The following is a 23,281-nucleotide window of genomic DNA, read 5'->3' as shown; positions in this document are numbered from 1 at the left end:
TTGGTTACTCCCCGCCTTCAAATTCGTCCAGGGAATGCCCGGCCATGGCGCGCTTGATGGAACTATCCATGCGCCGTGCGGCAAATTCACCAGACAGGTCATTCAGTTTTTCAATTTCATTGTTGATAGTGTCAGCGTCACCGCTGTTATGCGCCTGTTGCAGCTTGAGCATGCCCTGCTCCAGTTCCGCCAGCTCGGCATCATTCAGCAGCTCGGCACCATTCTCCCTGAGCGCCGCGATCAGCGCTTCCAGCACACGCTCGGCCTCGACCTGCGCCTCTCGCAGTGCGCGTGCGGCCATATCGTCGCCAGCGTGGGTGTAGGAGTCCCGCAGCATCTGCGCAACGGTGTCGTCGTCGAGCCCGTAGGAAGGCTTGACCGTCACTTCTGCTGCCACGCCGCTGCTCTTCTCTACTGCACTGACGGACAGCAGGCCATCGGCATCCACCTGGAAGGTCACGCGCACATGGGCCGCGCCGGCCACCATCGGCGGGATGCCGCGCAGCTCGAAGCGCGCCAGGGACCGGCAATCAGAAACCAGTTCGCGCTCGCCCTGCACCACGTGAATGGACATGGCGGTCTGGCCGTCCTTGAAGGTGGTGAACTCCTGCGCCTTGGCGACCGGTATGGTGGTATTGCGATGAATCACTTTTTCCGCGAGGCCACCCATGGTTTCCAGTCCGAGGGACAACGGAATCACATCCAGCAGCAGCATGTCGTCGCCGGACTTGTTGCCCACCAGCACATCCGCCTGTACCGCAGCACCCAGCGCTACCACCTGGTCCGGGTCGATATCGGTCAGTGGCTCGCGCCCGAAAAATTCCGCCACCCGCTCGCGCACACGCAGCGTTCGAGTGGATCCGCCCACCATGACCACATTGTCAATTTCGGAAGCTTTCTTGCCCGCGTCACGCAGGGCACGCTTGCAAGCTCGCAGGGTCTTGTCGATCAGGCTATCGAGCAGTGAAGCCATCAGCGCCCGGTCGAGGGTGCCCTGCCAATCGCCAAAACACACATCCACCTCAGCTTCCGTGCCAAGGGCTTCCTTGGCCGCGCAGGCTGCGTCCAGCAGCCGACGCTGCTGGCCCGGGTCCAGGTCAACGCCGAGACCCGCCTGCTCGATAATCCAGCCGGCAATCGCGCGATCAAAATCATCGCCGCCGAGTGCGCTGTCACCACCAGTGGAAAGTACCTCAAACACCCCCTTGGTGAGGTGCAGGATCGAGATATCAAAGGTACCGCCGCCAAGGTCGTAGACGGCAATCACGCCCTCGCCTTCGCGGTCCAGGCCATAAGCCACCGCTGCAGCGGTGGGCTCATTCAACAGGCGCAGGACGTGCAATCCCGCCAGGCGTGCCGCATCTTTGGTTGCCTGGCGCTGCGCGTCATCGAAATAGGCAGGCACCGTGATCACGGCGCCGTCGAGCTTGCCACCGAGCTCCTCTTCACCGCGTGCGGCCAGCACCTTGAGGATTTCAGCAGAAACCTGCACCGGATTGACCTTGCCCGCGCAAGTCTCGATGGAAGGCATTCCACCCTTGTCCGCCGCAAACCGGTATGGCAGCTGCTCGCCAAGACTCTTGACGTCGGCAAGGCCGCGTCCCATCAGTCGCTTGACAGACAGGATGGTGTTGTACGGATCCTGTGCAGCGCCGGCTTTCGCTTCCGCGCCGACTTCCACACCATCGGACGTGTATCGAACAGCCGAGGGCACGATCACCTTGCCAGCAGCATCCGGCATTGCCCGCGGCCTATCGCCGAGGATGGTGGCCACCAGAGAGTTGGTTGTGCCCAGGTCAATGCCGACCGCGCGCTTGCGCGCATGCGGTTCAGGAGACTGGCCGGGTTCGGAAATTTGCAGTAGCACCATGGGAATCGCGTTTCAAACAGGTCTTTGGTCAGGGACGAACAACGCCGTGCGTCAGTCGTCAAACAACTGCGCTTCCAGGTCTTCGGCCTGGTGGCGCAACTTGAACAGGAACTGCAGTCGCGCCAGGGTCGCTTCCGCGGCGGGGTAGTCTGCAGACTCATACAGTTCCGTAAAGGTTTCTTCTTCCCTGTGCAGCAGGTCTTCAACCTCCTCCATCAGGGCTTCCAGCGCCCGTTCCGGGTCGGATGCCGAACGCACCGCCTCCAGCTCCTCGCGCAGCGCCATCTGCTGCATGAGGAAATCCATATCTGCGGTTGTCTGGTTCGCGCTGATTTCCAGGCCGGCCATTTTCAGAAGGTAGGCCGCGCGCAATGCAGGGTCGGTCAGCGTGGTGTGGGCATCGTTGACCAGCGCCGCGGCCTCCTCGGCCAGGCGCCGCTCCCGCGGCGTGCCGGAGGCAAAACGGTCCGGGTGCACCTGCTGCTGCAGCTGGCGCAGCTTGCCGGCCAGCGCGCGGGTATCGATCCGGTAGGTAGGTTCCAGGCCAAAGATCTGAAAGTAATTCTGGTTACCATCTATGAATGACATGGCTGGCTCTGGTCCGGTTTGGGATGTCTGGAGTGTCCGCGCAGCACTTGGAGCGAGCTGCGCGGGCTGGCATCAAACGTGAAAACTCTCGCCGCAACCGCACTGGTTTTTCACATTCGGGTTGGTGAACTGAAAGCCCTCGTTGAGGCCTTCCTTGACGAAATCCAGCTCGGTTCCGTCAAGGTATACAAAACTTTTCGGGTCGACCACCAGCTTTACACCGCCGGCTTCGAAGACCTCGTCTTCATCGGCAACGTCGTCGACAAACTCAAGCACATAAGACAGCCCTGAGCAGCCCGCCGTCTTGATGCCTACCCGAATGCCAATGCCCTTGCCGCGCTCCGCCAGCTGCCGTGCAACGTGTACCTGCGCGGCCTCGGTCATGGTTAGTGCCATCAGTTCTACCTCAATCCTTCGCTGTCACTTACTCGCTGACAGTCTCGCCACGCTTGGTGCGAATATCGCGAACCGCTGCCTTGATGGCATCTTCTGCCAGCACAGAACAGTGGATCTTGACCGGCGGCAATGCCAGCTCTTCTGCAATCGCGGTATTTTTGATCTCCGCTGCCTCATCCAGGGTCTTGCCTTTTACCCATTCAGTCAGCAGTGAACTGGACGCAATCGCAGAACCACAGCCATAAGTCTTGAACTTGGCATCTTCGATCACACCGTTATCGTCTACCTTGATCTGCAGGCGCATGACGTCACCACAAGCGGGCGCGCCGACCATGCCGGTACCGACGTGATCGTCGTTGTCATCCATGCGACCGACATTGCGCGGATTTTCGTAGTGATCAATTACTTTGTCGCTATAGGCCATGATGTTTTCCTCCTACGAAATTAGTGGGCAGCCCACTCAATAGTGTTCAGGTCGATACCGTCCTTGTACATATCCCACAACGGGGACAGTTCACGCAGTTTTTCTACCGCTGTGCGAACTTCGGCCGCTGCCCTGTCGACGTCACTTTCCGTAGTGAAACGTCCAAAACTGAAGCGCAGTGAGCTGTGAGCCAGCTCGTCATTGACGCCAAGCGCACGCAGCACGTAACTGGGCTCCAGGCTCGCGGAAGTACAGGCCGAACCGGAGGACATCGCCAGGTCTTTCAGCGACATGATCAGGCTCTCGCCTTCCACGAAGGCAAAGCTCACATTCAGGTTGTGCGGCACTCGCTGCTCGAAGGAGCCATTCACATGGACTTCTTCCATATCCTTGATCTGGTCCCAGAAGCGATTGCGCAGTGCGAGCACATGCTCGTATTCTGCCGCCATCTCTTCGCGGGCAATGCGCGCTGCCTCACCCATACCCACGATCTGGTGGGTGGGCAGGGTGCCGGAACGCATACCGCGCTCGTGGCCGCCACCGTGCATCTGCGCTTCGAGGCGTACACGCGGCTTACGACGCACGTACAGCGCGCCAATGCCTTTCGGGCCATACATCTTGTGTGCAGACAGGGACATCAGGTCCACCTGCAATTCCTGCAGGTTGATCGGCACCTTGCCCGGGCTTTGGGCCGCATCCACGTGGAAAATTACTTTGTGCTCACGGCACAGTGCACCGATCGCTGCAATATCGTTGATAACGCCAATCTCGTTATTGACGTGCATCAGGCTGACAAGGATGGTGTCATCGCGCAGGGCCTCAGCGACCTGCTCCGGGTAGACAATACCGTCTTCACGGGGATTCAGGTAAGTCACCTCAAAGCCTTCACGCTCCAGCTGGCGACAGGTGTCCAGGACAGCCTTGTGCTCGATCTTCGAGGTGATGATGTGCTTGCCCTTCTTGCTGTAGAAGTGTGCAGCACCCTTGATCGCCAGGTTGTCAGACTCTGTCGCACCACTGGTCCATACGATCTCGCGCGGATCAGCATTGAGCAGGTCTGCGACGTGCTTGCGCGCGTCCTCCACGGCCGCCTCGGCATGCCAGCCGTATGCGTGTGAGCGGGACGCCGGGTTACCGAAGTTACCTTCAAGCGTCATGCACTCCGCCATTTTCTTGGCGACGCGCGGATCCACCGGAGTGGTCGCAGCGTAATCTAAATAAATCGGAAGCTTCATGCTGGCCTCACAAACCTCGGTCTCTAAAAACCGGCCGCCCTCAGGGCCCGCCGATGATTTCAATTTTCTGTTCGATATCCTGCGCCGCCAGCTCCTTCTCGTGCTGGCGCTGGGCGACCTGCTGTACGTCCGCGCGAGCCACCAGTCCGGAGAGGCTGATGCCACTCAGGAACACATGGATCTGGTCGCTCAGGTCGCTCCAAAGGTGGTGCGTCAGGCATTTCTCGCCGGAAGCGCAGCCACTGCCGCGACCACAATTGGTCGCATCCACCGACTCATTGACCGCATCAATGATCTCGGCGACATGTATGTCGTCGCTGCCCCGTGCCAGCCGGTAACCGCCGCCGGGCCCGCGTACGCTGGACACCAGCTCGGCCTGGCGTAACTTGGAAAACAGCTGCTCGAGGTAGGACAGCGATATGTCCTGTCTCTGGGCGATATCGGACAGGCTGATTGGGCCTTTCTCACCATGCAGGGCCAGATCCAGCATTGCCGTGACCGCGTATCGCCCTTTGGTTGTCAATCGCATGGAGCCTCCGCCTGTGACTCTACCCGTTGCTAAACGGCGCGGAGTATGAAATACCCCACCTCTATAGTCAAGTATATAACCAACTAAAACAGTCGGGTATTTGGTCCCGTCTATTTATTCTGGCTATCGCCACCCTTGGAGTAATAGATAAAATTGCGAATTGAGGTGAGTACCCCGCGCAGGATACCCAGTTCCATATCATCCGGACGCACTCGACTGTACAGTCGACGCAGGCGCACCATGGTCTGGCGCGGGTTGTCCGGCTCCAGGAACCCGAGGGTTTCAAGCGTCTCCTGCAGATGCTCGAAATAAGCTTCCAGTTCCTGCTGGCGCGCCGGCGGGCGATCCCAGTCGGTGTACTCAAGCGCCTTGCCCTGCTCGGCCTCCAGGTGCGCAACCCGCATTTCGTAAGCCAGCACCTGCACCGCAGTCGCCAGGTTCAGTGAGCTGTACTCCGGGTTGGAGGGAATGTGCACGTGGTAGTTACAACGTTGCAGCTCCTCGTTGGTCAGGCCGCGGTCTTCGCGCCCGAACACAATGGCTACCGGGTGCTCTGCTGCCTCCGCCACCGCGCGCTCCCCGCACTGGCGCGGGGTCAGCAATGGCCAGGGGATCCGGCGCTCGCGGGCACTGGTTGCCACCACCAGGCCACAATCCGCAACCGCCTCCTCCAGCGTGTCCACCACCACAGCGGTGTCCAACAGGTCAGCGGCATTGGAGGCGCGCCACACCGCATTGGCTGCAGGGAATTCCCGCGGCGCAACCAGGTACAACTGCACTAGCCCCATGTTCTTCAGGGCCCTTGCCGCACCGCCGATATTGCCGGGATGGGCCGTATTGACCAGAACGATACGAATATTGTGAAGGGGGGAATCAGCCATATCTTCGCCAGCGGACCTAAATTACTCGAATGGACAACCTTGATCGGGCGCGGAGTGTAGCAAAATGCGACCGCCTACTATAGTAGTGTGCCCTCGCTGCGCAGGCCCCGTCGGAGCACTCCGCCCGGTCACCGCGTCAATACTTGCCCGGCGGCCCCGGTTTGTTGCTACAATGCGCGCCGCTCGCGCCGGGCTACCGGCAATGCCGGGCCGTTCTTTCTAAAGTTGTCTTGTGGCAGTCCGCTGCCAACCGTCCACCACCGGGCGCACGCATTCGTGCCCGATCAGTCAGGTATTGATGTTTTATGGAACCGATGCTGAATATTGCCCTGCGCGCCGCGCGCAGCGCCGCAACCCTTATCGAACGCGCCTGGGAACGCACCGACGTTCTGAGCTTTGAGGAAAAAGGACGGAACGACTTCGTCACCGAAGTCGACAAGGCAAGTGAGCAGGAGCTCATCTACCACCTGCGCAAGGCATACCCCAAGCACAGCTTCCGCGCCGAGGAAAGCGGCCTGATTGAAGGCGCAGACCCGGATTACGAGTGGATCATTGACCCGCTCGACGGCACTACCAATTTCATCCACGGCATCCCGCAGTTCGCGATCTCCATTGCCTGCCGCTACCGCGGCCAGATCGAGCACGCCGTGGTCCTCGACCCGATCAAGCGCGAGGAATTCACTGCAAGCCGCGGCCGCGGCGCCACACTGAACGGCCGCAGGATCCGCGTTTCCAAGCGCCCCGGCCTGGACGGCGCCCTGATCGGCACCGGTATCCCGTTCAACGGATACTCCTACGAAAATATCGCGCCGTACCTGGCCGCACTCAGTGAAATTGCAGGTAAGACTGCGGGCATCCGCCGCCCGGGCGCCGCTGCACTGGACCTGGCCTATGTTGCGGCCGGCCGTTTTGACGGCTTCTGGGAAATGAACCTCAACAGCTGGGATATCGCAGCCGGCAGCCTGCTGGTGCGCGAGGCTGGTGGCCTCTCCAGTGACTTCAAGGGTGGTAACGGTTACCTGGAAAGCGGCGATATCGTGTGCGGCAGCCCGAAAGTATTCAAACCACTGCTGCAGATTGTCGGCAAGCACATGGGCAAACTGCGCTAAACCACCGACTCTTCCTCCGCGGCGACCACCGTCGCGGGGGACGCGGCTGGCGCGAGGCAGCGCGCCAGGACAGAAACAAGCAACGGCATCTCTATGGGACGCCCGAGCTGGGCCGCAAACTGCCCATCATGCTGCTGCGCCAGGGCCCCCAGGGCAACGACCGGAATGCCACGCGTGCACTCATCTGCATTGAGGATTTCAAGCAGGCTCTCTGTACTCATCCCCGGCGCTGAAGTGTCCAGCAGCAGCACATCAGGCGGCCGTGTGCGCGCGACAAACAGTGCCTCGACCGCATCGGAAACGCACTCCAGCTCCGCCTGGGGGAAACGCCTGAACAAACGCTCCAGCAGGCGTGCGTTGGCAGGCTTGTCATCGACATAGAGCAGTCGGCAGGCTGGCAGACGGACTACCCGCTCCACCCCTGGCGCCCTTGCCGCGGTCTCCGGCGGTGCGTCCACCAGAGGGAAGTCGACCCAGAACACCGAACCCTGGCCGGGATGACTTTCGAAATCGATACTGCCACCCATACCCTCGGTCAAGCGTCGCGTGATTGCGAGGCCGATGCCGGTGCCCTCGACATCGCCGGCTTCCGCACCCAGCCGGTTAAACGGCTCGAACACCTTATCCCTGAGCTCGGTCGGGATTCCTATACCGGTATCCATCACGCTTAACCGCAGCACACGCTTGGCCTGCAGGCTGAGACTGATTGCGACGCGACCGCCCGGTACATTGTATTTAACCGCATTCCCCACAAGGTTCACTACGATCTGCTTGAGCCTCACAGGATCCGCGCCCACATATGCCTGGCGCCACTCTGCCTCATCAAATTCCAGCGTCACCTTGCGCGCTTCCGCGAGCGGTACCAGCAGCGCCGCGCTCTCCCGAATCAGCTGCGCAGGATTGACGGCGGTAACCGCTGTTGCCAGCTCCTCGACATCGATCCTGGCAAGATCCATCACATCATCCACAAGGTGCAGCAGGTGTTTACCGGCGCGACGTATTTCAAAAATCTGCTCGCGCTGCTCAGGAGTCAGCTTCTGGTCGTGATCGAACAGCTGCGAATAGCCCAGAATCGCATTGAGCGGCGTTTTAAGTTCGTGCCCGAGGCTCGAAAGCAATGTTGCCTGGGTGTGCGCCAAACGCGACTCGCGCTCGCTCTGGCGCAGAAGCTGGCTCTGGCGGGTAGAGGTAATATCCTGGGTGGTACCCGTGATCCGTTCAGGCTGGCCATTCTCGTCGAGCCTCAGGTGGGCCCGCGCCCGGTACCAGAGCAAGCGGCCGCTGAGATGACGCACCTGAAACTCGACCACAAACGGGCGCTTGTTCTGTGCATTGTCCTGCACCGCCTGTTCGATCCGTGCAAACTGTTCGGCATCCAGGTGCTGCCGCAGGAACTCCGCATCCGGTTGCTCCGGCATATTCTCTCCGGTGTAACCCAGCGCCTCGAAGCAGCCCACGGACCAAATCAGACGCCCACTCGGAATATCCCACTCCCACAGACCGTCACCCACTGCGGTGATTGCGGAGGAGATTTTCTCCGCCTGCAGGCGCCAGTAATTTTGCTCTGCTGCCTGCGGGGTCACATCCTCACAGCCACCGGCGAATACCTTCTCGCCCGACTCCAGCGCACAGCGCCCCCACATACGCACCCAACAGAGGTTCCCTTCACGATCGAAGGCCCGCGCCGTCAGGTCCATGCGGCGCTGCTTGCCGACCAGCGCGGACCAGGCCGCCTGCACAGCAGACAAGTCTTCATGATGCACCAGCGCAGGGCTGTCGCCGCACAGCAGCTGCTCCAGCACACTGTCGGCCGCGCCAAACTGGTCCCAGAACTCACCGGTGACGACACTGTCGCCGCTCGGCTTCCACTCCCAGATCCCGCAGTAGTGGTCCAGATACAGGTTGTGCAGGTTCTCGACCTGGCGCGCCAGCTCTTCAGGAGTGCGCGCGTCAAACGGGCGGGTCGGGATGATATGCCCACCCGCCAGCTGAAATTCCCGTTTGTTCTCCAGGTCTCTGGCCACCGCAATGCCCTCAATCAGTTCAGATACTCACCCTGCAGCCAGGGGAAGTACGCGCCTTTTCGCCCTACATTACCCCTCTGCGGCGCTTCGGGGAATAGACTTGGTCGCAGCGGGTCCGGAAATTGCGCTGGATGGACCGCACTGATCGTCGCGGCTTGGCATTTTCGGAACGGGGACACGACCAATTGGTTGCAAAACGCGCCAAATACAGGTGCTATCCCGACCAACTTCCGGTAGCATCACGAACATATGAATAAAAAGACCAAATTAGCCATTGCGGTCACATTTTATTCACAGCGGATTTACTCACAGGCGTTATCTATGAATTCCGAAGTACAAACCCCTCCCCAGGACAAAGAACAGGCCCCCCTGATCTGGGTCACGACCATCCTGTTCAGTGCAACCATGCTTGTCGCGCTGGTGCTGGTACCCCTTTACGGCATCGTTTACGGCTACGAATGGTTCGAATGGCTCGCGTTTGCGGTCTATGGCGCCTTGGGTGGCTTCTCCATCACTGCCGGCTACCACCGCCTCTGGTCCCACAAGACCTACGAAGCCCACTGGCTGCTGCGCTGGATTTTCGCACTGTTCGGCGCCGCCACCCTGCAGAACAGCGCCCTGATTTGGTCTTCCGGCCACCGCCGCCACCACCGCCACTGCGATGACAATGAGAAGGACCCTTACTCCGCCAAGCGCGGCTTCTGGTTCTCCCATATTGGCTGGATGCTGCGTGAATACAAAAGTGGCGAGCTCAACTTCGACAACGTAAAAGACCTGCAGCGCGATCCGATCGTGATGTTCCAGCACCGCTACTACCTGCCGCTGGTACTGGTGATGAATATCGGCCTGCCGGTTTTCCTCGGCCTGCTGACCGGCGACGTGATTGCCATGCTGCTGCTGGCGGGCGTGCTGCGCATCGTGGTGAACCACCACACCACATTCTTCATCAATTCGCTTGCGCACATCTGGGGTCGCCAGCCGTACACCGATGAGAACACCGCACGCGACAACGACCTACTGGCGTTCTTCACTTTCGGCGAGGGATACCATAACTATCACCACATCTTCCAGACCGACTACCGCAACGGCATCCGTTGGTACCAGTGGGATCCAACAAAATGGGTAATCAAGGTATCCAGCTGGCTGGGACTGGCACGCAACCTGAAAACAGTACCTTCACTCAAGATCCAGCGCGCGATGCTGGCAATGCAGTTCAAGCGGGCCGAGCAGAAGCTGGAGAAGTCCAAGCACAAGGAAAGCTGGCGCGCACTGCTTGAGAAAGAAACCGCTGAATTCAAGCAGGCGATCAATACCTGGACCGAGCTGCAGCAGTCACGCTATGAAGCCGCGCGCGAGCGCCTGGTGGAGAAGTGGGAAAGCGCCGCGGTACACACCAAGGTAAAAGAAATCGAGTACAGCCTGAAGATGCAGCGCAAGCGCCTGCAGATCATGATGGACCAATTCCACCTGGCGCCGGCGCACTGAGCACCCGCCTGAATCGTTTGAAAGGAGCCCCGCTTGCGCGGGGTTCTTTGTTTTCAGGCAGGGGTCAGCTTGAGCCAGCGCTCAATGGCAACCGAGACATTCTCAAAATCCGAGTAGCCAACCGTCAGTGCATGATTCTTTGACGAGGTACTCCCGATCAGGGTCGGGAAGCCCTGAATGCCCAGCTGGTTACGAACCTGAAAATCCGTCACCAGTTCCTGTGCGGCCTCACCGGAATGGTACAGGCCAGAAAACACCTCAGTATCCAGGCCATTAGCACGCACCAGCCGCAACAACTCATCTTCGCGGGTGATATCGCGATTATCGCGGTAGAAGGCCGCCTGCAACGACTCCAGAAATGGCAGCGCCGCTGCAAAGTCCATGCGCCTGACCGCAACCACAGCACGACACGCCGGCTCACAGTCGTAGACAAAGGATTCATTATCGAATTTGGAAAAGTCGAAAGGCTGGCCGGTGGCCTGCTGAACGTGCTGCCAGTGATTGCGTATTTCAATGCGACTGCGCGCATCCCAGGGCTCCTGCACCCCCACACGCAAACCACCCATCAACACCGAAACCGGAACCTGACCACCGTAATGTTCCACTATCTGTTGCATGACCGGGGCAAAGCCCCAGCACCAGGAGCACATCGGGTCGGCGAAATAGAGAAGCGTACGCATAGCTGAAAAACCGGAATCAGGCTGACTTGGCAAATGATTAGACCGTAGCGGCACAAGTGTAGCGAAGCGCTCAGAAGATCAGCTGCGAGTACCTGACCCGTTCCTCGACGTTCTTCTCAAACTGTTCGGGCTCCAGCGATTCGATCATTTTGAGTCGACCCCGCAAGCCGCCGCCGTTGGCAATCTGGATTGCCAGGCCGGGGCGGGCATTGGCCTCAAGCAGCAGCGGCCCGCGTTTGCGGTCGAGCACGATGTCGCACCCGAGGTAACCGAGACCCGTCATTTCATAGCAGCTCGCGGCCAGCCGGATCACCCGGCTCCAGTCCGGTACCACCAGCTTGTCGAACGGCATCTCCGTATCCGGGTGCCGGTCCACGCGGTAACCGTGCCGCACCGCGTGTATTGCCCGGCCGCTGGCCAAATCCACGCCGACGCCAACCGCGCCCTGGTGCAGGTTGGCCTTGCCATCAGACGCATGGGTGGAACAACGCAGCATCGCCATCACCGGAAAGCCGCGGAACACGATAATGCGAATGTCCGGCACTCCTTCAAAGGAGTAATCTGCGAGTGCCGGGTCAAAGTCGATCATGGCCTCCACCAGCACCCGGTCCGGCTTGCCGCCGAGGCTGTACAGGCCACTGAGGATGTTACTGGCATGCCGCAGGACATCCTCGGTTGTGACACGTACCCCCGAGGGTTTTACGTAGAGATCGCCATCGCGGCCGTTGATCACCAGGATGCCCTTACCCCCGGAACCGCGAGCGGGCTTGATCACAAACTTTTCGCACTGCTCGATCGTGTGCAGCAGCGCTTTGCGGCCTGCCTGACTGTCCATGGTGGCGAGCAATTCCGGTACCGGGATATTTGCCTTGCGCGCGGCCAGTTTGGTTTTGAACTTGTCATCCACTACCGGATAACGGGTGCGATCATTGTAGTGCGCGATATAGCGGATATTGCGCGCGTTCATACCGAGCACCCCGTAGCTGCGCAGCTCCGCCGGCGATACCAGCCAGCTGGAAAAAAACTCCTTGATGCGCTGTTTCCACGGGTTGTGTCTGGTCATCGTTTCTCTACGGACCCCAACCTAGCGCACAAGCTGCCGGAAGCGCAGCAATTCACTGAAGCGGTAGCCGGTGTAATTGCCGAGCACCAGCACCGCGCCAAGCAACACCAGCAACAGTTCAGGGAAGTTGAAGGTCCAGTGCTCAATATAGCGATTGGTCATCAGCCAGTAAGCCAATACCGCCACAATCAGCGAGCCAGCGCCCTGGATCAAAACCTCGTCGGGACCGTCTTCCTCCCACAAGATCGACATACGCTCGATTGTCCACGCCAGGATAATCATCGGGAAGAAGGTCACCATCAGTGCCTGCTCAATGCCCAGCTTGTAACTGATTACGCTGATCGCGCCCATCAGTATTACCACCGTCACCACCACCGCGGTTATTCGCGCGACCAGCAGCAGATTGAGCCGACTGAGATAGAAACGCACCCAGAGCCCCAGCGCGACCACCAGCAGGAAGATCGCAAGGCCGGTCACCAGTTGCGTCTCAATGAAGGCAATCGCCAGCAGCACCGGCATAAAGGTACCTGAGGTGCGCAGCCCAACGATAACCCGCAGGAACACCACCACCAGCGCCCCAACCGGTACCAGCAGGATCAGCTTGAAAATACTCTGCTGCTCGATGGGCAGGCTGTAAATGGAAAAATCGACCAGCGCATCTTTCTCGCGACTGGTCATTTTCTTGGCTACTGTCCGCGCCGGAACGTCATTGGCGATCACCGAGAATGTAACACTGGACCGGTTGCCCCCCTCCACATCCAGCAGGCTCTTGCCTCCGCGCTGCCAGATAAAGAAATTGGCTGGCACGCCCGGCGAACCGCTGCGCGGCTCGAAGGCTATCCACTCACTGCCATCGTATACCTCGAGCAATTCTTCCGCCTGCAGCCGGCGCCTATCATCTTCCAGGTACAGGCCCCGGATCCGGTGCGCCGGGACTTCGGCCACAGACAGCACGTAAAGAGCAACGTCCGCCAGCGAGCTGTCCTGGTAATGACTCATCACCATATTGCGATCCTGGTCACCGCTATCGTTGAGCTGTACCAGTATCTGGCTGGTGAAGGTTTCGATATCTGAGGAAGCGACTCTCGCGCGTTCGATAATGGAGTTGATTGCCTGCCCTACCGCTTCCTGCTCCCGGGATCCCATAAACGGCTTGCGCACATCCGTGCTGAAGTCCAGCGGCTGCGTCAATGGCTCGCCGGCAACCTGGTAGGTCTGCAATTTATAGAATAACGACTGACGCCCCTCGACTTCGCGGCGCGACCAGACTGCGCGATAGTCGTCGCCGTCATGTCGAATATTGAACCCGTAACCGGCCGAGCTGAAGGTCTCATCCAGCACGCGCATGTTGCGCTGCGCGCGCGGCAGGGCCAGCGCGACCTTGGCCGGCCCGCCCTCGGCAAGGAATTCCACCTTGGCCTCAATGGTCCATACGGTGCGGTAGGCACCCGGCATCAGGGGAAAACCCAATACCGAACTCTTGTAGATTGTGAGCCCCGCACCGAGCACCGCGAGGATGAGTGCGAGTATGTAGACTTGTGCTCTTGGCGACATGCGCCTGTTACCTGCTTGTTGTTATAACTGCGGCCCCTTAAGCAGCGGCACTACATGGCCTTGCCGGCCAGATACTTGCGACTTACATCGACGACGGCATTGTCCTTCAGGAAGTTCCTGCCAATCAGCAGGCTGTAATCGAAGCCGCTGCGATCTGTCAGGTTCACCTCGATCAGGTGGGTACGGTCGCCGACGGTGACATTCATCAGCACCACAGGGCGACGCTGGCTGTCGAAACCATGCCGCTTGATTCGCACAAAGCGCTCCACCGGCAACTCCACCTCGATAGGTATTCCGCCTTTCGGGTTTGGCATGTGGAAGCGAACCCACTTGTCGCCGTCCCGCTCAAAGATGGCGAGGTCCAGTGCGCTGAGGGAGGTGGTCGCGGCACCGGTATCGACACGGGCCTTGAGGTGCAGTTCACCGGGATTGAGCTCGAAGAACTCTACAGAGCCGAGCACCATCTTGTTCTTGGCAACGGGTACTTCCACGACCTTTTCGAAGGTGCGCTCGATCACCCGTTCGACAATACGCTCCTCCGGCTCCGGACAGATGGGCTCCACCATTACCGGCTCCGGGCACGCCTGCGCACTGAGCGCGGTCTCGTCAACCTGGGCGCCCCCCTGCGGTTCGCCGGAACGGACAAACGGATTTGTTTCACAGCCGGCCAGGCCCACGGTTGCCGCGAGCACAAATAAAGCCGCCCGGTGCTTAAACGTCTGAACCAAAACACCCCCCAATGGCAGGATTGCATGACGCACCATGCGCCAGTCAGGCTCGAATACTACCTGAACGGTGATACCTGTAAATAGAGGCAAGACCGGGCAGCCAACCGGATCACAGACGGCGCCAGGGTAAATTCCTGCCTAACCGGTCATTCCTGCGCCATCAGGCACTCGTCGATCTCGATCAGGACACGGACAACGGTTTCGCCGCTGACCGGCAGCGGCCGGAAATATTCCTCTGCCATGGGCGCAATGCCGCATTTGGCCGGCAGCGCGTCACCCTGCTCCACAATCCAGCGCATGCGCGGCAGGAAGATAAACTGTAACCACTGTGGAAACGTCAGGGTATCTATGCAGAAGGGCTGGGTGCTGAGCAATGCCTCTGGCACCGGGGCAGACTCCTGCCATAGCGATGCCTGGCGCAGTGCACCTTCGAGTGACAGCAGCAGGGTGGCAAGGTTTTCGTGGGTGCTGTTGTTCGACATTTCACGGCCCCTCAGGATTCAATCACACGCTTGAAGGGAGGCAGAGAGTTTAGCATCGCCTTGCCGTAACGACGCGAAACGATTCGGCGGTCCAGCAGGGTAATGGTGCCCCTATCCCCCTCCGAGCGCAGCAGTCGCCCGCAGGCCTGCACCAGTTTTAGCGCCGCATCCGGCACCGATATCTGCATAAACGGGTTGCCGCCGGTGGTTTCAATCCACTCGGCCAGGGCCGCATCGATCGGATCATCCGGCACGTTGAACGGCAGCTTGGCGATCACCACGTGCTGGCAATATTTGCCCGGCAGGTCCACGCCCTCGGCAAAACTCGCCAGACCGAACAGGACACTGCCGTCACCGCCATCGATCCTGGCCTTGTGCCGCTCCAGTAGCAGCTGGCGCGACTTCTGCCCCTGCATCAGGATCTGTTCGCGCCAGCGAGCCGGCAGGGACTCGTACACGGTTTCCATCTGCCGACGCGAGGAAAACAGCACCAGGGAGCCCTCTTTCTCGTCCAGCAGGCCTGGCAGGCACTCGATGACCGCGTCGGTGTGCTGCGCGGCATTACCGGCATCCACGGCACCAGCCGGCACCTGCAATACACCGTTGGAGAAATCAAACGGGCTGGGGACCACTTCATAGGCGGCATTGTCGGGCGTGCCCGCGCGCATGCGCAGGCGATCAAATTTGCCAAGTGCGGTCAGGGTCGCGGAAGTGATCACCGCGGCAAAACAGCGTTGCCACAGCCCGAACTCCAGGGTGCGGCCCGCGAGAATAGGCGATGAGCAAACCTCAAAATCCACCCCGCTGCCGGATTCCACCAGGGTAATCCAGCGCGCCCTGGGCAGGCCGCCCTCCTCGTCCGCACGCGCATAGCTCGCCCAGAGCTGCAGGTTGCCGTCGGCCCGGCCATGCCAGTTGCCGAGTACGGCATACCAGCGCTCCAGGTCTACTGCCGGCACCGGGCTGTGCTGGTCATCCAGGTACTTCTGCGCGGTCAGGAGCATCTTGTTGAGCAGCTCCTCGAGCTCGTCGAATCGATCCCGCAACTGCTCCGCCAACATACGCACCGCATCCGGCACCACGCCGTGCTCGAAACGATAGCGTTGCACCTGGGCCCGCTCATCGTCGAAGATCGCAGTTTCCTCGAGCAGCGGCCACATCAGGTCCAGCTGCTCCTTCACCCTCAGGAAAGCCGCAGGCAGTTGCTCGCCATAGTGGTCGAGGTCACTGCCGTCGGAGATTTCCGCCATCATACTGGCGATATTCTTGTTGGCCTGGTCGACCCAGCCACGCGTGGCACCAAGGCGGCTGTGATGGGCAAAGTGATTGAGGGCCTTGTCCGGCAGGTGATGGCCCTCGTCGAATACGTAGATGGTGTCTTCCGGTGCAGGCAGAATGGCGCCGCCTCCGAGCGCCAGGTCCGCAAGTACCAGGTCGTGGTTGGCGACGATGACGTCCGTGGAAGTCAGATCCTCACGGGCGCGGAAGTAGGCGCAGCGACTGACATGGGGGCAGCGGCGGCCGGTGCACTGGCGATGGTCGGTGGTAACCAGGCGCCAATCGCGCTCTTCCACCGGCTCGGGCCAGGAGTCGCGATCGCCATCCCACTCTCCCACAGCCAGTTTGTCGGTCATGGTCTGCAGCAGTTTCATGCCGGTGGCATCCACCACCGGCGCCTCGTCCTCATATAGCGGCATTGAGAGTGCATCGCCGGACTCACTGAAACTGCTGAGCAGCTGGTCCAGTTTGGTCAGGCACATGTAGCGACCACGCCCCTTTGCCAGCACAAAATCAAACTTGAGGCCCGAGTGGCGCAGCAACTCTGGCAAGTCCTTGTGTACGATCTGCTCCTGCAGCGCGATAGTGGCGGTAGACACCACCAGTTTCTTACCCAGCGCCTGTGCCAGGGGGATCGCCCCCAGCAGGTACGCAATGGTCTTGCCCGTTCCGGTGCCCGCCTCCACCACACAGATATGCTGGCCCGGATTCTCGCGCAGGTCGCGACGGCCGTCTGTCGCCAGTGCCACGTTACCCAGGGTCCGCGCAATGGCCGCAATCATCAGCTTCTGTCCATATCGCGCCTTCAGGCCCCGGGCCTCCAGGAAGGTCGAGTAGGCAGTCTGGATCGCGGATTTCTGGGTGTTGCTGAGCATGGGCAATGATCAATGGGGAATGCAGGTAGGGGATAATGCGCGGCGCGCCACCGGCTTGTAAAGCCGGGCGCGCCAGTCAGCAGCAAAAGCCGCCGCAGCAAGCTCAGTCGTTGCTGTATGCGAGCCGGGACACAACCGGGTTGGCGTACTGGGCGAGGATCAGGTCCCGCAACTCTGGTGGCGCCTTGGCGAGGCGTGCCTCGAACTTCTCGCGTACCGCTTCGTTCTCTGCCGGGTCCCAGGAGCGGGCCGGGTAGGAGTAGTCGAGCTTCGGCGTCTCGCGATACAGCATCTCATAGGCGATCAGGTTGGTGGCATGCAGCACGTAATTGTTGATGATCTGGCGGTCAATCTCCTCCGCCATCTCGGTCACATCTGCAAAGTCCGCTTCGATCGGGGTACCGAAGGCAGCGTGGACATGGCCCTTGTAACCCATGACTCCCTTGCCAATGCTGCCCAGGTCCTCGTGCTTGCCCTTCTGGTACTCGCCTTCATGGGTCTTTACATAGACCTCGCGCGCCTTGCTGCGATCGCCCGGATCCCACTCGTAGGAGATGGCCAGCGGCACTATGTGCAGCTTGCGCCAGAAGTCTGCAAACGGCGTCTCCTTGTCCTTGGTCATGGAGAACATCGCCAATAGCGCGGGATTGGTGCGGTCCAGGCCATCCTTCGCGCGCCCGGAGCGCTGTGCGATCCAGACATGTTCATTGTCGTTGACGATGGAATGGTAGATATAGTTGGACAGCCGGGTGGCCGCCGCCAGCTTCTCACGACGTGAGCTGGCGTTACGGGTCACCACAAAGCATTTGTTCAGCTTCATCAAATCTGCCGCGAACTGCTTGGAGAGCAGGTTGTCGCCGATGGCGATACGTGCGGTATTGTGACCCTTACGGTACATGCTGATAATCGACAACGCGGGATCCATGGCGATATCACGGTGATTACTGACAAACAGGCAGGCCCGATCCTTCGGCAGCTCATCCAGGCCAGAGATGGTAAGGGCCGATGTCGAGCGATCGATGACCTTGCCCATGTAGGAAGCAATGACTTCCTGGAATTCATAAACATTGGTGACGTTGCGCAGCTGGAAGCGCAGGAACTGCCGCACCATCCAGGCAAACGGACGCTCCAGCTTGCTCGCGTAGCCGGGTACCAGGAAGTGCGCCATCGCGCGGGCCGCTTCCTTGTCGTTGATCATTCGATCAAGGACCGCACGCACCTCATCATCGCGGTAGGGGCGCATATCCTCGAACACAGCGGGATCTATGTTGCTCGCTTTCATGAAAACCACTTGATCGCCCTTATACTGCAACAGCCTGCAGTCGTGGGCTTTTGTTCATTATTGTGTCGGAAGCCGCAACCTGCGCTGGCCAGAACTGTACATGCCCGGGCGGTCGCGGCTACCCGGGCGGCGGCCGCAGACCGGACCCAGGCTAAAACGCCGCAGAACATACCGGAACTACCATAAAAATGCCAACTGACCAGAAAGTCTGCCCATGCGGCAGCGGGGCCTCCTTCGAGCATTGCTGCGGGCCCTGTATCCTGGGTAAGGAGCCCGCAAAGACGGCAGAGGCGCTGATGCGCTCGCGCTATAGCGCCTACTGCCGGGGCGAGGTGGATTACCTCGTCGCCACCACCGCAGTGGAAACCCGCGACCAGCACCCCGCGGCCGCGATCCGGGACTGGAACCGGGGTATCGAGTGGCTGGCACTGCAAATCAATGAAACCGCGGCAGGCAAACCCGCGGATACCGGCGGCACAGTGGACTTTACTGCCATCTATCGGGAGAATGGCCGCATTCGCACGCTCAGGGAATTGTCCCGGTTCGTCCGCAAGGATGGCAACTGGTATTACCTGGACGGTGTACACAAAAAAGCCAAACTGGACCGCAACCAGCCCTGTCCCTGCGGCAGCGGCCGGAAGCTCAAGAAGTGCTGCGGGCAGGCAACCTCAATGCCACCGGCGGGCCTATAGCAATACCGGCGGACCTATAAGAATAAAGTTGTGGAGTGAAATGTGACCCAAACCAGCCAAACCACCAGAGCGCCAAGCCTGCTTGACGCACTTACCCCGCTGCTTGTCCTGATAGCGCTTCTCATTGCCTCGGTTCAGTTTTTCGGTGCCGACTCATCCTATGGCCCTAACCAGATTGCACTGATCCTGTGTGCGCTGCTCGCCAGCCTGATCGGTATCAAGAACGGCTTCAGCTATAAGGAAATGGAAGCGGGCATGCTGCACGGTATCGGCCTCGTATTCGGTGCCGTACTGATCCTGCTGATGGTCGGCGCCATGGTGGGTAGCTGGATCCTGTCGGGCACGGTGCCCTCCATGATCTACTACGGCGTACAGATTCTGTCGCCGGACTGGTTCTACCCCGCCTGCACCATCATCTGCGCCATCGTCGGCCTGAGCATCGGCTCCTCCTGGACGACTGCAGCCACCCTCGGTATCGCGCTGATCGGCATTTCGAAGGCGCTGGGCCTGAACGACGCCATCACCGCCGGTGCGATTATTTCCGGCGCCTATTTTGGTGACAAGCTGTCACCGCTGTCGGACACCACCAACGTGGCCGCTGCCGTGGCATCGCGGGACCTGTTCCAGCATATCCGCCATATGCTCTGGACCACTATCCCGGCGTTCGTCGCCGCACTGGTTATCTTCAGTGTGTTGGGCCTGACTTCGGAGCACGCTCGCGTATCCGGCGAACAGATAGAGACCCTGCGCGCCGCCCTTGCAGGTGAATTTCATATCAGCGCAATTACCCTGTTACCGCTGGCCCTGCTGCTTTACCTGGCCTGGAAAAAGGTCCCGGCCTTCCCCGCCCTGATGATCGGCACCCTGGCCGCGTGCGTCATGGCTGTCTTCCTGCAGCCGCAGGCAGTGGAAAAGCTCGCGGACAGCTCCGGCAGCGGCTGGGACCTGCTGAAGGGCGTGTGGATCAGCCTGTTCGGGGGCTATTCATCCACCTCTGAATTGCCGGCGGTTGCCAAGCTGCTTTCCAAGGGCGGCATGGAGAGCATGCTCAATACGGTATGGTTGATCGTTTCTGCCATGGCATTCGGCGGTGCGATGGAAAAGGCCGGTTTCCTGGAGCGCATCGTCAAGTCCGCACTGTCCGGTGTGAAAACCGTTTCCGGGCTGATTACGACAACCGTCTTCACCTGTTTTGGCATGAACGTCGCCGCCGGCGACCAGTACATGGCGATTATCCTGCCGGGCCGCATGTTCCGCGAAGCCTTCGAGGAGAAGGGGCTCGATGGCCTCAACCTTTCCCGTACGCTGGAAGACTCCGGGACCATCACCTCCGTGCTGATCCCGTGGAACACCTGCGGTGCCTACATGAGTGCAACCCTCGGCGTTGCGACTTTTGCCTACGCGCCGTTCGCCCTGTTCAACCTGATTTGCCCGTTGCTGGCCATCGCTTACGGTTACTTCAACTTCAAGCAGATGCCCCTGAACCGCGCCAATATCCAACAGGCTGGCTAAACCATGGATACACCCACCACCCTGTTCGAACTTCTGGACCAGGCCGGCCTCCGGCAGCGCTGGTTCGATCTCGGCCGGCGCCTGCAGCCTGTGCCGCGCAAGGTGGTGGAGTCTTTTGAAGCGGGCGATGCCCCCTGGCCCCACCCCTACCTGCAGCAGGCCTGGCTCGGTTTGCTGCTGTGGTTTGACGAAGACAAGCAGACCCCGATCGTCTGGTTCCTGCGCTTGCCCCTCGACGAGCAGGGCAAGCTCAGACTGAGCGAACGCGACGCATTCCTGCGTCGACTCCTGCAGAGCCTCGCAGACGCCGGTGACCAGGATCCAGCCGCCGGGCTGCAGCGCGCCCTCGATGGTAGCGAAGTTATCTACACGCCGGCTGAGGATCGTCGCGCCGTATTCCATGCCAGGGCTGCACTCGCCCTGGCCCAGAAACCGGGGCCACATTTTGGGGCGACAATGGACTACCTGCGCAGCGAAGGGAAAGCCGGCTGGCAAAACCTTGCCATGCAGGGCATCGCGGATGTTTCCGTGCGCTGGCAGGAACAACAGGAACTGCTGGAGCAGCAACTCGAACTTATCGAGGGGCCGGTATTCATTGCGCTTTGCCAGTGCCTGGAAAGCGAAGCCATTCCGCACCAGCTGTGTGAAAGGATCATCCGCCGCGCACGGGCCGAGCGCGCGACCAGTGAACCCAATTTTGGCCTGATCGCCGCCGCAGTACGCGGCGTTTCGAACAGCGCCGCCTCAGGCATGCGCCGCGACTTTCTGATCGATTTGCTGGGGTCCGAAGCGGGCGCCAACGTTGAAGTACTGGCCGCACTTGCGAGCCGTTGCTGTACGGATTTTGAAGACGACAGGCTGGCAGCGCTGTGGCTCAGCAAGGCGGCAGAACACCTGGACCAGAGCGGCTTTAACCTGCTGCTTTCCGACCTGATGTACCTGCCTGAAGTGCGCAACCGCCTGCTGCAGGTTATCCGCAGCCCGGATCGCGATGAAGTTATTGCCGCAAAATTTGGCGCTTTCCTGCGCGGTGCCAGCGACACACCCGGCTCGGTGCATTAACGCCCGCGTCCTGCCCTGCACCTTGCCCCGCAGCTAGCCCGACACCACGCCATTTTCACTGCCTTGCTGCTCTGCCCGCATACAGATAGAGCGGGCCATACCCGGCAGCACATACCCCAGAACGGGCGCCAGTGCACGCCAGTAGAGCATTCCCCAGAAGCCGGACGGGTGCCAGTAGGAGATAATCTCCAGGCGACTACCACTACCCTCAGGTATTACCTCGATCTGCAGAATCCCAGCGCCCGGTGCCTTCATACGCAGGCCCAGCTCGACCATGCGCCCCTCCTGCACAGTGATGATCCGCCACGAATCCACACGCCCGCGCGGACGCAGATGCACCGCATCGTCCCTGCACCGAATATTCCCGCGCCCGCCCGCGCAGAAGTCCATCCAGCCGCGCAGTCGCCACAGCCAGTCGCCAAAATAATACCCGCGCTCGCCGCCAATCCGCTCCACCAGCGACCAGACCTCTGCCGGTGAGGCATTGGTTGTGGCCGAACCGCGCGCTGTTTTTGCAAAGTAGCCATTGCGGGGGTCGTAATTGCGGTAGCGCAGGGAGCCCTGCCGCCAGCGAGTCGCACCGGCGCTGGCCTGCTCTCGTAGCAGGCTGCTCTGCACGGCCTCATCGAACATCAACAACTTCTGCGGCACCAGCGCACGCAGGGCCTCGGGCTTGGCGCGAAAATCGAATCCCATACCGCTGAGCAGCGCATTGGCAGAGTCCCGCGGCACAGAGGAGGCCAGCGAGAGGCCGGCACGGGCGATTTTACGGGAAATACGAGAGGACACTTTTACCTGGATACTCTTCCCCATCACCGTCGCCATCTGCTCCATCTGCTCGCGATAGCTGAGCATCGCGGGGCCACTGATATCGAAGCGACGCCCCTCGGTCTCAGGCAGATTCAGAACCGCCAGCAGGTACTCCAGCACATTGTCCAGGGCGATTGGCTGGGCGCGGTTCTCGATTACAGGAGGCGCGAAAACCACAGGCAGGTGCACCACCACGTCGCGCATCAGCTCGAACGCCACCGAACCCGGCCCAATGACAATGGCGGCGCGTAATTCGGTCAGTGATGCTGAACCCGAGGCGAGTATCTTTGATGTCCGGTAGCGCGCCCGCAGGTACTGGCTGCTTCGAAGAGGCTCCCCGCCACCCTCCTGAAGCACGCTCAGGTAAATAATGCGTTTTACCCCCGCTCGATCCGCAGCCTTGCAGACAGAGCGCGCCATGCTTTGCTCTACATCCTCGATACTCTCATCTGAGGCGCGTCCCTGCAGCAGGTAGTAGATGGTATCGATATCACCACAGGCCCGGTCCAGCGTTTCCGAGCGATCAAAATCCAGCGGGAGCAATTCAACACCCGGCCACCCGAAGCTCTCCAGTGGCGGCAGGTCCCTGGAGGCAACCCGGACAAGATGTCCCTCCGCGATCAGCTCAGGGACCAGGTGGCTACCTACAAAGCCGCTCGCGCCGAGAATCAGGATGTTTTGGGCAGGCATTGGGTTAATGATGTCCCGAAAAACAGAAAAGT

The 23,281-nt window shown here is 60.3% G+C and carries 21 protein-coding genes; 5 read left to right on the top strand and 16 right to left on the bottom strand.

Translation table 11 applies throughout. The features are described from left to right. Positions 1–4: 4 nt before the first annotated feature. The 7 genes from hscA to trmJ all read right to left on the bottom strand — a co-directional run bounded on the left by hscA (position 5) and on the right by trmJ (position 5,923). On the bottom strand, positions 5–1,870 hold the full coding sequence (gene hscA, locus QSJ80_RS08565; RefSeq protein ID WP_285764020.1) for a Fe-S protein assembly chaperone HscA: 1,866 nt from the start codon (positions 1,868–1,870) through the stop codon (positions 5–7). 51 nt (positions 1,871–1,921) lie between these two features. Further along, a complete protein-coding gene (gene hscB, locus QSJ80_RS08560) occupies positions 1,922–2,458 on the bottom strand; it encodes a Fe-S protein assembly co-chaperone HscB (RefSeq protein WP_285764019.1) in 537 nt (178 codons plus the stop codon). A 72-nt stretch (positions 2,459–2,530) separates the two neighbouring features. Beyond that, a complete protein-coding gene (gene iscA / locus QSJ80_RS08555; protein WP_285764018.1) occupies positions 2,531–2,854 on the bottom strand; it encodes an iron-sulfur cluster assembly protein IscA in 324 nt (107 codons plus the stop codon). Between the two features lie 28 nt (positions 2,855–2,882). Next, positions 2,883–3,278 carry a Fe-S cluster assembly scaffold IscU gene (iscU, locus tag QSJ80_RS08550; protein ID WP_285764017.1) on the bottom strand — a complete coding sequence of 132 codons (396 nt, stop codon included), beginning with the start codon at positions 3,276–3,278 and terminating at the stop codon, positions 2,883–2,885. Positions 3,279–3,298: 20 nt separating this feature from the next. After that, positions 3,299–4,513: an IscS subfamily cysteine desulfurase gene (locus QSJ80_RS08545; RefSeq protein WP_285764016.1), complete on the bottom strand. Its 1,215-nt coding sequence runs from the start codon at positions 4,511–4,513 to the stop codon at positions 3,299–3,301. 40 nt (positions 4,514–4,553) lie between these two features. Beyond that, positions 4,554–5,042 (bottom strand): Rrf2 family transcriptional regulator, encoded by a 489-nt coding sequence (locus QSJ80_RS08540; protein WP_285764015.1) that lies wholly within the window; start codon positions 5,040–5,042, stop codon positions 4,554–4,556. A gap of 110 nt (positions 5,043–5,152) precedes the next feature. Further along, positions 5,153–5,923 (bottom strand): tRNA (cytosine(32)/uridine(32)-2'-O)-methyltransferase TrmJ, encoded by a 771-nt coding sequence (gene trmJ / locus QSJ80_RS08535; RefSeq protein WP_285764014.1) that lies wholly within the window; start codon positions 5,921–5,923, stop codon positions 5,153–5,155. A gap of 305 nt (positions 5,924–6,228) precedes the next feature. Between trmJ and QSJ80_RS08530 the strand changes: the two genes are divergently transcribed. Continuing rightward, positions 6,229–7,032, top strand: coding sequence for an inositol monophosphatase family protein (locus QSJ80_RS08530; RefSeq protein WP_285764013.1), 804 nt, complete (start codon positions 6,229–6,231; stop codon positions 7,030–7,032). Here the strand turns inward: QSJ80_RS08530 and QSJ80_RS08525 are convergent. Next, positions 7,029–9,056 carry a hybrid sensor histidine kinase/response regulator gene (locus tag QSJ80_RS08525; RefSeq protein ID WP_285764012.1) on the bottom strand — a complete coding sequence of 676 codons (2,028 nt, stop codon included), beginning with the start codon at positions 9,054–9,056 and terminating at the stop codon, positions 7,029–7,031. The genes QSJ80_RS08530 and QSJ80_RS08525 overlap by 4 nt on opposite strands. A 321-nt stretch (positions 9,057–9,377) precedes the next feature. On the opposite strand from QSJ80_RS08525, the gene QSJ80_RS08520 reads away from it, so the two are divergent. Next, on the top strand, positions 9,378–10,541 hold the full coding sequence (locus tag QSJ80_RS08520; protein WP_285764011.1) for an acyl-CoA desaturase: 1,164 nt from the start codon (positions 9,378–9,380) through the stop codon (positions 10,539–10,541). A gap of 53 nt (positions 10,542–10,594) precedes the next feature. On the opposite strand, the gene QSJ80_RS08515 is transcribed toward QSJ80_RS08520, so the two are convergent. From QSJ80_RS08515 to QSJ80_RS08485, 7 genes are all read right to left on the bottom strand, one after another. Then, positions 10,595–11,221 (bottom strand): DsbA family protein, encoded by a 627-nt coding sequence (locus QSJ80_RS08515; protein ID WP_285764010.1) that lies wholly within the window; start codon positions 11,219–11,221, stop codon positions 10,595–10,597. A gap of 70 nt (positions 11,222–11,291) precedes the next feature. Further along, positions 11,292–12,284: an alpha-L-glutamate ligase-like protein gene (locus QSJ80_RS08510; RefSeq protein WP_285764009.1), complete on the bottom strand. Its 993-nt coding sequence runs from the start codon at positions 12,282–12,284 to the stop codon at positions 11,292–11,294. Between the two features lie 21 nt (positions 12,285–12,305). After that, the gene (locus tag QSJ80_RS08505) at positions 12,306–13,838 is read right to left on the bottom strand and encodes an inactive transglutaminase family protein (protein ID WP_285764008.1); all 1,533 of its coding nucleotides are present in this window, start codon (positions 13,836–13,838) and stop codon (positions 12,306–12,308) included. 50 nt (positions 13,839–13,888) lie between these two features. Beyond that, complete coding sequence (locus QSJ80_RS08500) at positions 13,889–14,530, bottom strand: ATP-dependent zinc protease family protein (RefSeq protein WP_285764007.1); 642 nt, start codon at positions 14,528–14,530, stop codon at positions 13,889–13,891. A 182-nt stretch (positions 14,531–14,712) separates the two neighbouring features. Further along, positions 14,713–15,048, bottom strand: a complete 336-nt coding sequence (locus QSJ80_RS08495) for a YqcC family protein (protein WP_285764006.1) — start codon at positions 15,046–15,048, stop codon at positions 14,713–14,715. Between the two features lie 11 nt (positions 15,049–15,059). After that, complete coding sequence (gene dinG, locus QSJ80_RS08490; RefSeq protein ID WP_285764005.1) at positions 15,060–17,201, bottom strand: ATP-dependent DNA helicase DinG; 2,142 nt, start codon at positions 17,199–17,201, stop codon at positions 15,060–15,062. Between the two features lie 103 nt (positions 17,202–17,304). Further along, the gene (locus QSJ80_RS08485; protein ID WP_285764004.1) at positions 17,305–18,483 is read right to left on the bottom strand and encodes a 1-acyl-sn-glycerol-3-phosphate acyltransferase; all 1,179 of its coding nucleotides are present in this window, start codon (positions 18,481–18,483) and stop codon (positions 17,305–17,307) included. Between the two features lie 188 nt (positions 18,484–18,671). Here QSJ80_RS08485 and QSJ80_RS08480 point away from each other — a divergent pair, with 188 nt between their 5' ends. Genes QSJ80_RS08480 through QSJ80_RS08470 form a run of 3 tightly spaced genes read left to right on the top strand, consistent with a single transcriptional unit; the run spans position 18,672 to position 21,749 of the window. After that, positions 18,672–19,175 (top strand): YchJ family protein, encoded by a 504-nt coding sequence (locus tag QSJ80_RS08480; RefSeq protein WP_285764003.1) that lies wholly within the window; start codon positions 18,672–18,674, stop codon positions 19,173–19,175. 42 nt (positions 19,176–19,217) lie between these two features. After that, complete coding sequence (gene nhaC / locus QSJ80_RS08475; protein WP_285764002.1) at positions 19,218–20,687, top strand: Na+/H+ antiporter NhaC; 1,470 nt, start codon at positions 19,218–19,220, stop codon at positions 20,685–20,687. Between the two features lie 3 nt (positions 20,688–20,690). Next, positions 20,691–21,749 (top strand): DUF3549 family protein, encoded by a 1,059-nt coding sequence (locus QSJ80_RS08470; protein ID WP_285764001.1) that lies wholly within the window; start codon positions 20,691–20,693, stop codon positions 21,747–21,749. Positions 21,750–21,782: 33 nt separating this feature from the next. Here QSJ80_RS08470 and QSJ80_RS08465 read toward each other — a convergent pair whose 3' ends face one another. Then, positions 21,783–23,249 (bottom strand): DUF2867 domain-containing protein, encoded by a 1,467-nt coding sequence (locus QSJ80_RS08465; RefSeq protein ID WP_285764000.1) that lies wholly within the window; start codon positions 23,247–23,249, stop codon positions 21,783–21,785. Between the last annotated feature and the right edge of the window lie 32 nt (positions 23,250–23,281).

Origin of the sequence: Biformimicrobium ophioploci, from assembly GCF_030270605.1 — a bacterium.
In the GTDB taxonomy this organism is placed as follows: domain Bacteria; phylum Pseudomonadota; class Gammaproteobacteria; order Pseudomonadales; family Cellvibrionaceae; genus Biformimicrobium; species Biformimicrobium ophioploci.
Note: the sequence above shows the minus strand (reverse complement) of the source record. Positions and strands in the feature narration are given on the sequence as shown.

Excerpts from the sequence above, each read along its gene's own strand:
- QSJ80_RS08530 (WP_285764013.1), top strand. The coding sequence starts at position 6,229 with ATGGAACCGATGCTGAATATTGCCCTGCGCGCCGCGCGCAGCGCCGCA.
- QSJ80_RS08545 (WP_285764016.1), bottom strand. The coding sequence starts at position 4,513 with ATGAAGCTTCCGATTTATTTAGATTACGCTGCGACCACTCCGGTGGAT.
- QSJ80_RS08540 (WP_285764015.1), bottom strand. The coding sequence starts at position 5,042 with ATGCGATTGACAACCAAAGGGCGATACGCGGTCACGGCAATGCTGGAT.
- dinG (WP_285764005.1), bottom strand. The coding sequence starts at position 17,201 with ATGCTCAGCAACACCCAGAAATCCGCGATCCAGACTGCCTACTCGACC.
- iscU (WP_285764017.1), bottom strand. The coding sequence starts at position 3,278 with ATGGCCTATAGCGACAAAGTAATTGATCACTACGAAAATCCGCGCAAT.
- QSJ80_RS08465 (WP_285764000.1), bottom strand. The coding sequence starts at position 23,249 with ATGCCTGCCCAAAACATCCTGATTCTCGGCGCGAGCGGCTTTGTAGGT.
- hscB (WP_285764019.1), bottom strand. The coding sequence starts at position 2,458 with ATGTCATTCATAGATGGTAACCAGAATTACTTTCAGATCTTTGGCCTG.
- hscA (WP_285764020.1), bottom strand. The coding sequence starts at position 1,870 with ATGGTGCTACTGCAAATTTCCGAACCCGGCCAGTCTCCTGAACCGCAT.
- QSJ80_RS08480 (WP_285764003.1), top strand. The coding sequence starts at position 18,672 with ATGCCAACTGACCAGAAAGTCTGCCCATGCGGCAGCGGGGCCTCCTTC.
- QSJ80_RS08470 (WP_285764001.1), top strand. The coding sequence starts at position 20,691 with ATGGATACACCCACCACCCTGTTCGAACTTCTGGACCAGGCCGGCCTC.
- QSJ80_RS08495 (WP_285764006.1), bottom strand. The coding sequence starts at position 15,048 with ATGTCGAACAACAGCACCCACGAAAACCTTGCCACCCTGCTGCTGTCA.
- QSJ80_RS08510 (WP_285764009.1), bottom strand. The coding sequence starts at position 12,284 with ATGACCAGACACAACCCGTGGAAACAGCGCATCAAGGAGTTTTTTTCC.
- trmJ (WP_285764014.1), bottom strand. The coding sequence starts at position 5,923 with ATGGCTGATTCCCCCCTTCACAATATTCGTATCGTTCTGGTCAATACG.
- QSJ80_RS08515 (WP_285764010.1), bottom strand. The coding sequence starts at position 11,221 with ATGCGTACGCTTCTCTATTTCGCCGACCCGATGTGCTCCTGGTGCTGG.
- QSJ80_RS08520 (WP_285764011.1), top strand. The coding sequence starts at position 9,378 with ATGAATTCCGAAGTACAAACCCCTCCCCAGGACAAAGAACAGGCCCCC.
- iscA (WP_285764018.1), bottom strand. The coding sequence starts at position 2,854 with ATGGCACTAACCATGACCGAGGCCGCGCAGGTACACGTTGCACGGCAG.
- QSJ80_RS08485 (WP_285764004.1), bottom strand. The coding sequence starts at position 18,483 with ATGAAAGCGAGCAACATAGATCCCGCTGTGTTCGAGGATATGCGCCCC.
- QSJ80_RS08505 (WP_285764008.1), bottom strand. The coding sequence starts at position 13,838 with ATGTCGCCAAGAGCACAAGTCTACATACTCGCACTCATCCTCGCGGTG.